Source organism: Rice orange leaf phytoplasma, from assembly GCF_001866375.1.
GTDB lineage: Bacteria > Bacillota_I > Bacilli_A > Acholeplasmatales > Acholeplasmataceae > Phytoplasma > Phytoplasma asteris.
Map to the genome: position 1 here is coordinate 45825 of NZ_MIEP01000004.1, position 14558 is coordinate 60382.

The 14558-nt window shown below is 29.4% G+C and carries 14 protein-coding genes and 5 tRNA genes; 17 read left to right on the forward strand and 2 right to left on the reverse strand.

The window, feature by feature from the left end; translation table 11 throughout:
• Positions 1–28: 28 nt before the first annotated feature.
• Positions 29–607 carry a hypothetical protein gene (locus BHE82_RS03410; protein ID WP_257608383.1) on the reverse strand — a complete coding sequence of 193 codons (579 nt, stop codon included), beginning with the start codon at positions 605–607 and terminating at the stop codon, positions 29–31.
• A gap of 616 nt (positions 608–1223) precedes the next feature.
• Between BHE82_RS03410 and trhA the strand changes: the two genes are divergently transcribed.
• The 8 genes from trhA (at position 1224) to BHE82_RS01205 (ending at position 5437) form a co-directional block, all read left to right on the forward strand.
• A complete protein-coding gene (trhA, locus tag BHE82_RS01170; protein WP_071345471.1) occupies positions 1224–1913 on the forward strand; it encodes a PAQR family membrane homeostasis protein TrhA in 690 nt (229 codons plus the stop codon).
• A 242-nt stretch (positions 1914–2155) separates the two neighbouring features.
• On the forward strand, positions 2156–3388 hold the full coding sequence (locus BHE82_RS01175) for an acetate kinase (RefSeq protein ID WP_071345472.1): 1233 nt from the start codon (positions 2156–2158) through the stop codon (positions 3386–3388).
• A gap of 46 nt (positions 3389–3434) precedes the next feature.
• A tRNA-Ser gene (locus tag BHE82_RS01180) sits at positions 3435–3522 on the forward strand.
• A gap of 420 nt (positions 3523–3942) precedes the next feature.
• A tRNA-His gene (locus BHE82_RS01185) sits at positions 3943–4018 on the forward strand.
• A gap of 85 nt (positions 4019–4103) precedes the next feature.
• Positions 4104–4178: transfer RNA gene (locus BHE82_RS01190), tRNA-Gln, on the forward strand.
• A 50-nt stretch (positions 4179–4228) separates the two neighbouring features.
• Positions 4229–4310, forward strand: a tRNA-Leu gene (locus BHE82_RS01195).
• Positions 4311–4330: 20 nt separating this feature from the next.
• A tRNA-Trp gene (locus BHE82_RS01200) sits at positions 4331–4405 on the forward strand.
• 342 nt (positions 4406–4747) lie between these two features.
• Positions 4748–5437 (forward strand): hypothetical protein, encoded by a 690-nt coding sequence (locus BHE82_RS01205; protein WP_071345473.1) that lies wholly within the window; start codon positions 4748–4750, stop codon positions 5435–5437.
• Between the two features lie 161 nt (positions 5438–5598).
• Here BHE82_RS01205 and BHE82_RS01210 read toward each other — a convergent pair whose 3' ends face one another.
• Positions 5599–6330, reverse strand: a complete 732-nt coding sequence (locus BHE82_RS01210; RefSeq protein WP_257608384.1) for a DUF2963 domain-containing protein — start codon at positions 6328–6330, stop codon at positions 5599–5601.
• 244 nt (positions 6331–6574) lie between these two features.
• On the opposite strand from BHE82_RS01210, the gene BHE82_RS01215 reads away from it, so the two are divergent.
• The 9 genes from BHE82_RS01215 to tpiA all read left to right on the forward strand — a co-directional run bounded on the left by BHE82_RS01215 (position 6575) and on the right by tpiA (position 14399).
• Complete coding sequence (locus BHE82_RS01215; RefSeq protein ID WP_071345474.1) at positions 6575–7348, forward strand: S26 family signal peptidase; 774 nt, start codon at positions 6575–6577, stop codon at positions 7346–7348.
• Between the two features lie 81 nt (positions 7349–7429).
• Positions 7430–8071 carry a uracil-DNA glycosylase gene (locus tag BHE82_RS01220; RefSeq protein WP_071345475.1) on the forward strand — a complete coding sequence of 214 codons (642 nt, stop codon included), beginning with the start codon at positions 7430–7432 and terminating at the stop codon, positions 8069–8071.
• 183 nt (positions 8072–8254) lie between these two features.
• Positions 8255–8707, forward strand: a complete 453-nt coding sequence (gene dut / locus BHE82_RS01225) for a dUTP diphosphatase (RefSeq protein ID WP_071345476.1) — start codon at positions 8255–8257, stop codon at positions 8705–8707.
• Positions 8708–9198: 491 nt separating this feature from the next.
• Positions 9199–10014: a 30S ribosomal protein S2 gene (gene rpsB, locus BHE82_RS01230; protein WP_071345477.1), complete on the forward strand. Its 816-nt coding sequence runs from the start codon at positions 9199–9201 to the stop codon at positions 10012–10014.
• Between the two features lie 101 nt (positions 10015–10115).
• Positions 10116–10940 (forward strand): translation elongation factor Ts, encoded by an 825-nt coding sequence (gene tsf, locus BHE82_RS01235; RefSeq protein WP_071345478.1) that lies wholly within the window; start codon positions 10116–10118, stop codon positions 10938–10940.
• A 100-nt stretch (positions 10941–11040) separates the two neighbouring features.
• Positions 11041–11766, forward strand: coding sequence for a UMP kinase (pyrH, locus tag BHE82_RS01240; RefSeq protein WP_011160542.1), 726 nt, complete (start codon positions 11041–11043; stop codon positions 11764–11766).
• A gap of 2 nt (positions 11767–11768) precedes the next feature.
• On the forward strand, positions 11769–12323 hold the full coding sequence (frr, locus tag BHE82_RS01245) for a ribosome recycling factor (RefSeq protein ID WP_071345479.1): 555 nt from the start codon (positions 11769–11771) through the stop codon (positions 12321–12323).
• 72 nt (positions 12324–12395) lie between these two features.
• Positions 12396–13313, forward strand: a complete 918-nt coding sequence (locus tag BHE82_RS01250) for a phosphatidate cytidylyltransferase (RefSeq protein ID WP_071345480.1) — start codon at positions 12396–12398, stop codon at positions 13311–13313.
• Positions 13314–13574: 261 nt separating this feature from the next.
• Positions 13575–14399 carry a triose-phosphate isomerase gene (gene tpiA / locus BHE82_RS01255; protein ID WP_071345481.1) on the forward strand — a complete coding sequence of 275 codons (825 nt, stop codon included), beginning with the start codon at positions 13575–13577 and terminating at the stop codon, positions 14397–14399.
• Positions 14400–14558 lie beyond the last annotated feature (159 nt).

A 14558-nucleotide genomic window follows, 5' to 3' on the forward strand; every position in this document is an offset into this window, starting at 1 on the left:
TAATAGTTTCTAATTCTTGCATATCTTTTTAAAATATGGTAGTTATATTACCATTTTGATCTATTTTTTGATCTATTTTTTGGAGAGTTTGGAATTTGTTTCTTAACTCCATTAAATTAAAAGATTGTTTTCTTAATTGTTTTATTAAAATATTTTGTTCTGGATTAGATTCAAGTTTGGCATTTGCATTAGCCATCAAATTTTGTTTTATAAAATCTTTAATGTCTGTGATTTTGAGTTTGCCTGCATTCATATCAATTATAATTTTATTTTTTTCAAGCAAGCTTAGTTGATTTTTTAATATTTGATCTATATCATTATTAATATAGGTTTTTATTTTATCCAAAATATTTGTTGCTGTTTGTTGCCATTTATTTGTGTTATACAATAATTGGTCTTTTAAAGCTAATATAAGTTCGGTATTTGGTTTTTCTTTTTTCCAAAAAATATGCATTTTATTGTTTTGATTTTGATTTAAGGCATCTAAAAGATTATTTTGGGTTTGGTATGATTTCATTTTTTCATCATTAAAGTTTAAAAAAATAGCAAAAATTTTGTGTTGGATAGCATCAGTAATTTTTTGATTTGCATTACTTTTAGAAAGCATATGATAATTATAAGCAAAAACTTCTTGGTTCCAATCAGGGTTTATTTTTCTAAATTCGGTTTTTAAATTTTCTAAATTAGGATTGAGACCTAAATAATGTTCAATAATGTTTGTCTTGGTATCGGGTTTGATTTCAGGAAGGATGTGGCTTAATTTTGCATTAAGGACATATTTATTTTTTGTTTAATAAAAATAATTGCAGATAACAAAATTATTAGCGCGATAATAAATGTGATAATTATTAAATACTTGTAGTATTTAGTTTGAATAGATTTCATGAAAAATAACAAAATCCTTTCTATGGAAAACTAGTTTCCTCTAGTTTCCTTAAATATTATACTATTATTTACTGACTATACATTATTATATTTGGAAATGTTGAAAAATTCATATTTTATCTTTTGTCAATTTACAAATTTAGTTTAGCAACCACTTTTATGTGGTAAAATATATAAGAATTAGTTTTTATTACAACTTAATCTAATTTATAAATTATTTAATAAAGTTAATTATTATTTTTAAATGTTTCCTTATTTTCCTTATAACTTATTTAATTTCTAAACTTTTTATAATCTCAGTAATTGCTACATATTCCAAGCAAGAAGGGAGTTTTATTATGAAATGGGCTACTAAACCAAGTGATAAACAAACTTTAGGCGAAGAAATTGCCAATGCCATTTCCCATGGTTTAATGATTCCTTTAGGAGTTTTTATTCTTGTTTGTTTTTGTCTTAAAGCCTCTTTAATGTCAAATCCTAACGGTTATATTGTACTTGTTTTTGGCATATCGATGATTATTCTTTATTTGATGAGTACTTTGTATCATTCTTTATCCTTTACCAAAGCTCATAATTTTTTTCAAAAGACCGATCACATTAGTATTTATTTATTAATTTGGGGAACTTTTGCCCCTATTTTGTTACTTTTGCCAGAATTGCAAAAACCCTTATTTCCTCAATCAAATGTGCCAATTTCCAAAGGACAATGCTTTTTTGTTTGCCAATGTATTTTGGCTTTTTCAGGTATTATATGTAAAGTTTTTTGGATGAATAAAGGAAAAATCATTCATTTAATCTTTTATGCTTTGCTTGGATGGAGTGGGCTTTTGTTAGTGCCTGCAATGTGGAAAGCCAATATTTTTCATTTTGTTTTACTGGGCGGTGTTTTTTACAGTTTAGGCATTTATTTTTATGTTAAAGATAATAAAAAATATTTTCATTTTATTTGGCATCTTTTTGTTATGGCAGGAACTTGTTTTCATGCTTGGGGCATATATCGTTTGCTTGAAATTTTGCCCAACAATTAATAACAAATTGAAAAATTTCCAACAATAAAAAGAAATCAAACTTGCAAACAAATAATTACAAACTCAAAAATAATTCCACTCATTAAAAGAAATTATTAATTAAAAATAAAAATAAATCAAATAACAAATAATTAAAATCCCAATCCCAAACTTAACCCAAAAAAATTAAGTCAAACAACAATTAAAATTAATATACAAACAACAAATAAATTATTACACAACAAAAAAACGGAGAAAAATATATGAAAATTATGTCGGTAAATTCTGGTAGTTCTTCTTTAAAATTTCAATTATTAGAAATGCCACAACAAGAAGTAATTGTTTCAGGTTTAGTTGAAAGAATCGGTAGCAATCAGGCTGTTTTTACAATGAAGACCAAAGACAAAAAAGACAAACAAGTATTAGAAGTGCTAAATCATCAAACAGCAGTAGATTTATTGCTAGATGCTTTGATTCAAAAAAAAGTTATTAATACTTTGGAAGAAATCGAAGGAGTAGGGCACCGCGTAGTTCAAGGTGGAGAAATATTTAGTGATTCTGCTGTTTTAACTGAAAAAACTCTTGCTCAAATTGAAAGTTTATGCGACCTAGCTCCCTTACACAATCCTGCAAACATCATAAGTATTAAAGCTTTTCAAAAAGTACTTCCCCAAGTTTTTCAAGTAGCTGTTTTTGATACTACTTTTCATCAAAGTATGCCCGCAGTTAATTTTTTATACGCCACTCCTTATTACTGGTACCAAAAATACCAAATTAGAAAATACGGAGCTCATGGTACATCTTATAAATATATAACTGAGCAAATGCAACAAATTTTGGGTAAAAAAAACGCCAAAATCATTATTTGTCATGCTGGCAACGGCGTTTCTTTATGTGCAGTTGATTCTGGTAAATCAGTTGATACTTCTATGGGTTTTACTCCGTTAGAAGGGGTTCCTATGGGAACTCGTAGTGGCAATATTGATCCTGCAGTAGTGAAATTTATAGCTGAAAAAGAAAACAAAACTGTTGCTTGTGTTATCGATGATTTGAATAAAAAATCAGGTTATTTAGGAGTATCAGGTATTTCTAATGACACTCGTGATATTTTGGCAAGCATTAAAGAAGGCAACCAGCAAGCCATTTTGTCACACGACATCCAAGTTAAGCGTATAGTTGATTATATTGCTAGTTATTACGTATTATTAAAAGGCGTTGATGCTTTAGTATTTACAGCTGGTATTGGCGAAAATTCTTCTTTTTTCCGTTCTGAAATTATTAAATGTTTATCAGTTTTAGGAATTAAGTTAGACGAAGAAAAAAACAAAGTTCAAGGCAAACAAGAACTTATTACAACTTTTGATTCTGCAATTAAAGCTTTTGTTGTTCCTACCAATGAAGAACTTGCTATTGCTCAAGATGTTTTGCGTTTACAACAAAATCAAACTAATAAAGATAAAGACGATCAGCAAGAATGTTTTTGCTGTTGCGGCTAATAATTAAATCACAAACCCAATCACTTTTATAGTTTTTGGGCTTTTTGGAGGAATACTCAAGTGGCCGAAGAGGCACGCTTGGAAAGCGTGTAGATCCAAAAGATGCGAGGGTTCGAATCCCTCTTCCTCCGCCAACTAAAATTAGCTATTTTTTGTTAATTTGCAAAGTCAGTTTCATTTTGATAAAAATAATTTTCATAATTTCATCGCTCATATTATTTTTTTAAGAACTTGTTTTTTAAGAATTTGTTTTTTAAGGGCTTGTTGTTGGGAAATGTTTTGGTAATTTGTTTTTTGCGTTTTTTTGGCATTTGTTTTTGGAACTTTTTAGACTTATCTTTTTTTTTGAGGTTTTTGGAATGCACATTTTTATCTCAATTTATTCCCTCAAATCTTTTTTAAACATCGCCACCAAAAATATTGACTGCAAAAAACTTATAAAAAACACTCAATTATCATTAAAAAAACAACCCACCTAACTTTTTACTTTACAAATTAACAAAATCAAGGTATAATATTCTATGTTATTGAATTTTAATTATTAAAATTATTTGGCGGTTATGGCGAAGTGGTTAACGCGGCGGCTTGTGGCGCCGATATGCGTGGGTTCGATTCCCACTAGCCGCCCCAGAATATATTTCACAAAATATAAAAATACAAAAATTATTACAAACATTATTTAATAATAAAATATCCAGATTATAAAGTTATATTGAGGCCCATAGCCAAGTGGTAAGGCAACGGACTTTGACTCCGTGATTCGTTGGTTCAAATCCAGCTGGGTCTGCCATTTTATAAGTGTTTATGAGTGATTAACGAACGAAAATAACAAAGGTAAACGCGGGTGTGGCGGAATGGAAGACGCACTAGACTTAGGATCTAGCGCTTAGGCGTGCAGGTTCAAATCCTGTCACCCGCACCATGCAACCTACTTGTAAATGAAGGGATATGATGTCAATGGTAGCATAACGGTCTCCAAAACCGCTCGTTCGGGTTCGAATCCTGATATCCCTGCCAAAAAAATTACCCCAATAAAAATATTTTAATAAAATAAAAAAACAATTAATTTTTTTGACAATCATTTTTTTGCTTTATTAAGATATTTTAAAACGCATTTTTTAATCATTTTGCTCTTAAAATCTAAAAAAAACCTTATTTATCTTTTTCAAACTACCCAAAAAAAACTTTATCTTAAAAAACCACCAAAATCAATTGACAATTGTTTCTTTTTTTGATTAAATAAAGGTGTAGATATAAAGTTTTATGATAAAATAAATATAAGCTATATTTAAGTTTTTTATAAAGCTAACAAATAAAGTATAAAAGTTTTACAAACGCTTTTATTAGGAGGTTGGTTTTTTGAGATTTGAAGAATTGGTAACTTGGGTTTCCAATAATCCTTGGATTTGGGTTGTTGGCGCTGTTTTGTTCCCTGTATTGATATTTCTTTTAGTAAAATTAGTGATTAAAACGCTAATTTTCATTTATGTTGTTAATTTTCGTATTGCAGCTTTTTTTAGTCCTTCCAAACCGTCTAAAGAGAGCAAAAACAACGAAAATAAAAACGAACAACCTCAAATTCCCAATGTTTTGATTAATAACAAAGACTTTGATTCTAATTGTTTAATTAATTTAAAATTAATGGAGATGATGGACAAAAAAGATAACAACCTTTCGCAAACCGATCTTTTAGAATTAAAGCATAAAATGCTTGAAACTTATTTTAATCAAAAGATCTTTGAATTAGAAATGAAACAAAAAATTAAAGAATTAGAAGAAAAACAACAGCAATCCAAAGTTGATACCATTCCTAATAATGCCCAAACTTTTAACTCACAAAAGAATTTTTGGGATGAAATCCCAGAAACTTTAAAACAAGTTTTAGAAAAATTAAATAACATCGAAGAAATGCAGTTCGAAATTTTACAAGATTACACTAAAAAAACTTATTACAGTTCTGATGATAGAGTTTTGTACGTTCATCCAGAAGACTTTTTGCACATCAATAAAGCTTTAGGACATAAAAAACAAAAACAATTAAAAAATTAAATAAAAATATTAGGATTAAAGTATGTAAAAGCCCCTTTTTGCATGCTTTTTCTTTTTATCATTTCGAAAAAACTACCTTTTTTAAACTAGTTTTGATTTTGCCTGTAAACAGATTACCTGATTTTTCCTTGCAAAATCTTTCCAAACAACTCTAATTACCATTATTTTTTTATGACATCACCACTATTAGGATCATAATTATAAACCTCTTTATCATCATTTTTGCTTTGATATTTGTATTTTGCATGCCAAATTCTTATTTCTGTTTTGGGGTCATATTTATTTATATAATCAATATTTCCATTAGGGAAATACTTTGTATGTTTGATTTTATTTTGGGTTTGAGGATCATATTCTAAAACATATTCTACTTTGCCATTTTTACTATTATGGTGAGTTTCTTTTATAACATTTCCGCTTTTAGCATCATATTCATACATATATAAAATATTTGATTTGTCTTCTGCAAAACTTATTTCTTTAATTAATTTTTGTGTATGCGGATCGTATTCTTTAATATCTAAGATATTTCTGTCATTTTGAAAGACAGTATGTTTAATTTTATTGGCAGTTTGCAAATCATATTCTATGATATACCAAACACACTTTTCATCACCATTAAACGCTGTGAGTTTAATTTTTTTATTTGTTTTGCTATCATAATCTAAAATATGGTCAATGTTTCCATCCATGTTATAGATTTTTTCTTGAATAACATCCACATTATGATTAGGTTTGTTTTTTGTTGGGCTTATATTATCAATATTGTCAAAAGATTTAAAAATTAGCACCACTAACAACAATAATGTAAAAGTAGTTGTAATAGTTGCGAACCTAGTTCTTAATTTTATAATTTTCATATTTTTTAATTTATTATTAGAAAATTCTTTCATTTAATTCAATTTATCTTTCATTTAATTTATTTATTGTGAGATTAAGCATTTTTATAATATTTTGGATTATATTGTATTTTCAATAATATTATAACATTTATTTTATAATAATAATATTTTTTAGCACTTATAATTGATTCATCAAAAAAAAATCTTGTTCTATGTTATAATTAATTTGTATAGTTGAAAATAATTCATAGTTAATAAATAAAAAAGGAAACAATGATTATTATGGTAATTATTTATGTTCAAAAATAAAACAAAAACTCCGCCACAAAGTCAAAAAAACCAATCTATCCTTTTAATTTTAAAAAAAAGTATGATTATTATTTTAGATTTTTTTCTAATTTATCTCTTTATTGCTTCTTTGGGTAATGCTTTTTTTCCTAAATATTCAGCCAAATATCTAGGCATTGCTGCTTTTCCTGTGGCTTCTGGTAGTATGGAACCTTTTTTACATGGTCCTAAAAATGAGTATTCAGGACAAATAGGGGATTTAGTTTTTATTAGAGGTGTTTGGGACGCTTCCAAACTTATGCCTGTTGGTGCTTTTGATGGTAAACAAATCACCAAAAATCCTACAACCAAACCTTATAAAGTAGGCACAACTCATCCAAAAAACGGCGATGTTGTAATTTTTGAAAACCCTAATTATAATAATCCTAATGTTTCTGAACAAGAAAGACAAGCAGCCCAAAAACATCGTTTTATTATTCATAGAGTCGTTTATAATGATTCAAAAAACGAATTAATTGGCACTTGGGGTGATGCAAATGATACCCAACACAAATACGAACAAAAAATTCCTTATCACAAAATTGTAGGCAAATATGTTTGTAAAGACCGTTATATTTTTCCATCCATCAAAAATTTCTTTTCTGATCTGTTTGCTTATATTGTTTCTTTCTTTGCTTTTTTATTCGAAAATCCTTTATATTTGTTTTTAATAATCGTTTATTTAATGATTATGGCTTATCTCTTATATTCCTTAATTAAAGAATTAAAAGCAGCCAAATAATTACAAAAATGCAATCAAATAACACCAAATTACAAAATAATACAACAATTTTACAATAACAAACCAAAAGGTAAACAATTAATGTGGCAACAAATCATTAATAATCAAAAAACTAAACCTTATTTAAAAAAAATATTTACTTTTTTGCAAGAAGAAAAAACCAATCACAAAATTATTTATCCCAATCAAGAAGATATTTTTGCAGCTTTTAATTTAACTCCTTTTGAAAAAGTGAAAGTAGTTATTTTGGGGCAAGATCCTTATCATGGCAAAAATCAAGCTCACGGGTTGTCTTTTAGTGTAAAAACCTTCCAAAAACCACCTAGTTTATCCAATATTTTTAAAGAATTACAAAATGATTTACAAATTACTGCTCGCACCAATAATTTAACTAAATGGGCGCTAGAAGGCGTTTTGATGATTAATGCTATTTTGACTGTTGAAAAAGATAAACCTTTAAGTCACCATCAAATTGGTTGGCAAGAATTTACCAAAACTATTTTTCAAGCTTTGCAAGCTAAACCAAATATAGTCTATATTTTGTGGGGAAAATTTGCTCAAACCTACGAACAATATATTTGTCAATCCCAAAATTGCATAATTAAAAGCCCCCATCCTTCCCCTTTTTTCGCTCATAGAGGCTTTTTTGGATCTAAACCTTTTTCTCGTGCTAATACTTATTTACAAACTTGTGGAATTAAAGTTGTTGATTGGAATCTTTAACTTTTTTATAATATTTTTAATTTTATAATATTTAAACCTATTTTGTTGAAAATTTTTATTTTTGCCACCTTTTTAATTATTTTTTGTCTCTCGTTTTGTATTATTTTTATTTTGTGATTTGCATTTATTAATTTAAAAGTAAAATTACTAACTACCCCAAAAGAAAGCCAAGGTTTCATTTTTATGAATAAAACAAACCGTTTTTTTGAAAAAGTAAGCAGTTATCAAAATCAAGGAATCAACCTCCCCCAACGTCAAACCAAATTCAGCGCTGGTTATGATTTTGAAGCAGCCCAAAGCATGGAAATCCCACCGCAAACAGTCATTTTGGTTCCCACAGGAATTAAAGCATCTTTTCCTTGGGACGAAGTTTTATTAATTTATGTAAGGTCTTCTTTGCCCTTGAAAAAACAACTAACCCTTGCCAACGGCGTGGGAGTAGTCGATAGTGATTATTATAATAATTTGCAAAATGAAGGTCATATTTTTATTGCTTTGTATAATTTTTCTAAAAACCCAGTTCAAGTTTGTAAAGGCGAAAGAATTGCACAAGGAATTTTTCAACCCTTTTTTCAAATTACCCAAGAAAAAGAAAATAATTTTGCCAGAAAAGGCGGTTTTGGTAGCACAAAGTAACAAAATTGTATCCAAATCAACAAAAACATTGTTAAATGGTTTTAAATATGGTAAAATATGTTAGGAAAAAAGTTACTTATTTTTATTATTTCAGAAACATTTTATTGTTTGTTCTTTGTTCTTGGTTTTTTAATGCATTTGTTTGTTTGTTGCCGTTTTTGCTACTAGGCAAACCATTTTGCCCGTCAATTTTGATTATTTAATTATTTTTTTAATTGTTATATTTGTGATTTATAAATTTATAATTATCAAATAATTATTAAAACGCCATTTTCCTTCCCCAAACAAACTTGCAAAAAAGCTTTTATTTAATTATAAGGGATGTATAAATGCATTGCTCAAACATTTTTGACACAATTAAAAAATGTATTAAATAGTTAAAATGCAAAAGCCCAAACACAAACAAAATTATCATTTATTTATTTTTTATCATAATTTAACACAATATTTCAAAAAACATCAATTAAAATAAAAAGGAGTTTTTAATAACAATGTCAGTAGTTACAACAAAACAATTATTAGAATCAGGAGTATATTTTGGTCATGCCACTCGCAAATGGAATCCCAAAATGAAACCCTACATTTTTACTTCTAGAAATGGCATTCACATTATCAACTTGAAAAAAACCTCAGAAGAAATTGAAAAAGCTTATCAAGAATTGCTAAACATCATTACTTCAGGCGGCAAAGCTTTATTTTTAGGCACTAAAAAACAAATTCAATCAGCGATTAGAGAAGAAGCGCAACGTTCACAACAATACTACGTGGATCATCGTTGGTTAGGTGGCACATTAACTAATTTCAAAACTATTTTAAAAAGAATCGAATTACTTCATTTGCTCCACAAACAAGAAGAAGAAGGACTTTGGAAAAAACTTCCTAAAAAAGAAGTAGTGCAATTAAAGCGTAAAAGAGACAAATTAGAAAAATTCTTAGGCGGCATCAAAGACATGAAAGACTTGCCTCAAGCTATTTTTGTTGTTGACCCAGAAAAAGAAAGCATCGCAGTTGCCGAAGCGCGCAAATTAGGAATCAAAGTTTTTGGAATTGTAGACACTAACTGCGACCCTGATTTAGTAGACTACATTATTCCTGCTAATGACGATGCTATTAGAGGAGTAAAATTAATTATTTGGTTAATGGCTAATGCTTGTGTTGAAGGCACTGGTGGCGTTGCTGAAAAAGCAGAAACTTTTGATGCTAAAAACCCATTAAAACCTCAAAATTACAATACCCCTAACAAACGTCCTTACCAAGATTCACCAAGAAAACCATATTACCAAAATCAAAATCAAAACCAAAGATAATTAAACTTTTTTTGGTCCTTAACTAACCAATACGCAATTTTTATTTTTACAATTTATAATTAAAAGTAATTAAATCATTAAAATTTAGAATGGAGCAACAAATGAAAATTACAGCCGAAATGATTAAGGATTTACGTCAAAAAACGCATGCGGGAATGAAGGAATGTCACAAAGCTTTACAACAAACTGAAGGCAACATCGAAAAAGCCATCCTGTTTTTAAGAGAAAAAGGCATCATTAAAGCAGCTCAAAAACAAGGACGTGCAACTTCTGAAGGCATCACTAATATTGTTTTTGCTGGCAATAACGCTTTTTTATATGAAATCAATTCTGAGACGGATTTTGTTTCCAAAAACGAACATTTTCAACAATTAGTAAAAGTGCTTGGAGAAATTATTTTAAAAAACCAATTATCTAACGCCAAAGACCTTTTAGCCTTTAATTACCAAAATAAAACCGTTCAAGAATTATTGTTAGAAAAAACCTCAGTTTTGGGCGAAAACATTAATCTTAAACGTGTTTTAAAAGTTACTAAAAAACCTCAAGAATCTTTTGGAACTTACAAACACCAAGGCGGACGTATTTCTGTTTTGGTAGTTTTAAAAAACGACTGCCCTTCTGTATCAGAAGACATAGCGATGCATATAGCTGCTTCCAAACCGCAATTTTTAACTCCTGACAAAGTAGATCCTACATTTTTAGCAGAAGAAAAAAAGATTTTACATAAACAAACTGCCAAAGAATTATCCGACAAACCCGCACAAATGATAGAAAAAATTGTTGAAAATCGTTTAGGCAAAATGTTAAAAGACATGTGTTTATCAGAACAACCTTTTGTCAAAAATGCAGATCAAAAAGTAAAAGATTATCTTAAAGCCAACAACACTGATGTAGTTTCTTATGTGCGTTGGGGAATATGCAACTAATAATTCAAAAATCTTTATTTCATACTTTATTTAACAAACTCAAATTTAGACTCTTTTAAAGATGTTGCAGATGTTTATGAGATGTTTATGAAGAAAGGTTTTGTGGATGCATAAAAAAATTCTTTTAAAATTAAGTGGTGAATCCCTTAAAGGCGAATCTTCATACGGAATTGACCCTCGCACCATTAAAAAAATTGCTTGGGAAATCAAAGAAATCAAAGATTTAGGAGTCAAAATTGCCATCATTGTAGGAGCAGGTAACCTTTGGCGTGGACGCACTGGTGAAGAACTGGGTATGGATCGTTCTCAGGCAGATTATATGGGAATGCTTGGAACTATCATGAATTCTTTAGCTTTGCAAGATGCCTTAGAACAAACAAATACCATCACACGCGTGATGACTGCCTTTCCTGTTTCTTCGGTAGCCGAACCCTATATTCGCCGTAAAGCTATTCGTCATTTGGAAAAAGATAGAGTAGTTATTTTAGGTGCAGGGGCTGGTTCTCCTTACTTTTCTACCGACACTGCTGCTGCCCTAAGAGCTGCTGAACTAAACATTGATGTTATTTTAATGGCTAAAAATAATATTGAAGGTGTTTACAATAAAGATCCCAAAAAACATCAAGATGCCGTTTTAATCAAACACATGAAACACCAACAAATCTTATCTCAAAGACTGGCAGTTATGGATATTACAGCCGCTTCTCTTTGTTTAGAAAATAACATCGATATTTTAGTTTTTAATATGTTAAAAAAAGGTAATATCAAAAAAGTTGTACTCAAAGAAGGCAACATAGGTACTGTTATTAGTTCAAAAGGAGAATAAATATGCAACAACTTGCCAAAGATATTCTTGCGTCGTTAGAAACTAAAATGACTCAAGCCCAAGAAGTAATGTTAAAAAACTTTTGCGATATTCGCACTGGAACTGCTAATCCTAATATTTTAGATAAAATTACTGTTAATTATTATGGAGCACCCACTTTTTTAAAAACGTTAGCCTCTATTAGTGTTTCTGAAGGCAATCAACTCAACATTAAACCTTACGATAGCACTTTAATTCCTAATATTCAAAAAGTTCTTTTGGCATCTAATCTAGGAATCACTCCTCAAACTGATGGTGTAGTTGTAAGACTTGTTTTCCCCAAACCAACCGAAGAGAGAAGAAAAACTTTAATGAAAGAAGTAGAGCAACTAGCAGAAAAGACCAAAGTAGCTATTAGAAACGTGCGTCGCGAAGGCAATGACAAAATCAAAAAAGTGGAACTTACTAAAGATTTAGAAACTTTTTATTTAAATCAAATTCAAACATTAACTGATAAAAACATTAAACTTATTGAAAAACACACCACCACTAAAAACACTGAATTATTAAAAGCTTAAAATGATTTCGTTTTCCAAATACAACAATTTTACCCAATTTTTACCTTTCGCTTTAAAAAAATGGAGGTTTATATGATAAAAAAGAGAATAATAACAGGGGCCACCTTAGTTTTATTTTCTTTTTTCTTTTATTATTATGCCCCTTTAGAAATCAAATTTGTAGTTTTTGCCCTTTTAGCAATAAAAGCAGTACAAGAAATGTTTTTTATACTCAAACATCCCAAAGATACCCAAAAACAGACCTTTATTAAATTTGGGTTAGTTGCCACTTCTACTTTATTATTTTTTACAGTTGTTTGTTTGATTTTGTATCCAAATATTTGTCAAAATCAAAACTTAATAAAAGACGCAAAACAATTAAACTTTTTATTCCTTAATAAAGACACATTTGTATCCCTAACAAAATCAACTCCCTCGAACCTAAATTTTTTCCTTCTTTTATTCTTGCCTTTTGTGTTAGTTTTAATAATGCTAGTTTTTTTACCTTTTTTGCAAACTAAAGATGTAAGCAAAACCTTTCTTATCACCTTTTATATTGGTTTTTTGATGGCTTGTCTTTTTTCTTTGTTTTTCCTGCATTGGCATTATTTGCTTTTGTTTTTTTTAGCAGTTATGCTCACTGATTCTTCTGCTTTTTTAGCACGTTTCCCGCGTTTTTGCCCCTTTTTAGGAACAAGACCCCTAGCTTTTCACCTAAGTCCTAAAAAAACTCAAAAAGGTGCTATTTTAGGTACTTTTGGCTCTACTATAACAGTTTTGATGGTCTTTTTATTTATTGATTGCAAATCTTGCATTAGTTCCCCCATCTATGCTTTTTTAATTTCTATTATTTCTCAAATTAGCGATTTGTTAGCTTCCAAATTTAAAAGAGATTATGGCATCAAAGACTTTGGAAGTTTCCTTCCAGGTCATGGTGGTTTTTTAGATAGGTTTGATTCTTGGCTTTTGAGTTCTTTTTTTGCTCTCATACTCTTTAATTTACCTTTTTAAACAAATCCAAACTACCATATTTATTTATATTTTTTTAACATTTAATCTTTTTGCCCTTGCCTTGTTATGATATAATTTTATTTGTAAATGTTAATATAAAATAATAACTCTTTTCGCGTTTTTCCTTTCTCTTTATCAAAAATTTAAATTCAATATTTTAAAACTTTTTAACAATTTCCATTTCAAAAATATTGATTTAAAAAATTAGTTCAAATTTGTCCACCATCTATTTTTTGTAAAAAAATATTAAAGGAGTAATTTATGAATTACAAACCAAGAACAAAAGTGATTGCAGGTAATTGGAAAATGTACAAATGCAAAGACGAAGCCCTGGAATTCATCCAAAAAGTAAGCTTGCAAGTTCCTGACCAAAACCAAGTCCAAACTTTAATTTTCCCCCAACTTACCTTATTGGATTCCTTAGCACAACTCCAAGGCACTAATTTACAAGTAGGGGCCCAAAATGTGTTTTATGAATCCGAAGGCGCTTTTACTGGCGAAGTTTCACCACAAAATTTACTTTCATTAGGTGTCAAGCACGTTTTATTAGGACACAGCGAAAGAAGAACTCTTTTTGGAGAAACCGATCAAACAGTTAATCTAAAACTTTTATCAGCTCTCAAACACAAATTAGTTCCTACTGTTTGTGTGGGCGAATCGCTTCTTACCAAGGAAAATAACCAAACCCAAGTGTTTTTAGACCAACAATTAACCAACATTTTTGCAGGTGTTCCAGAAGAAGCATTACAAAACATAATCATCGCTTATGAACCGGTTTGGGCAATTGGTACAGGCAAAAGTGCAACTCCCCAAGATGCTAACAAAGTCATTGAACAAATCAGAGACAAAGTCACTGCACTTTATTCTTCCCAAGCATCTTGTGCCATGAGAATTATTTACGGCGGTTCGGTGTCTGTTGCCAACATTAAAACCATTTTAGAACAACCCGCTATTGATGGTATTTTAGCAGGAAAAGCTTCCCTCCAAACTGAGGATTTTTTATTTTTTGCTCAAATAGCAAGCAAACAAACCTTAGCTTCCACTAAAGATATTTTTCAAAAAAATGATTGTCCCTTTTGCTGTTAATTCCAATTTACAATTAGGAAAATAAGACAAACATTTAGCAAAAGTTTTTATTTTAATTTGCTACAATTAATTAATTCATCCCCCTTTTTTCTAATTTCATTTTTGCATTTTTTCTTTCATTTTTGCATTTCATCATTTTTTGTGTTTCTCAAATACGAT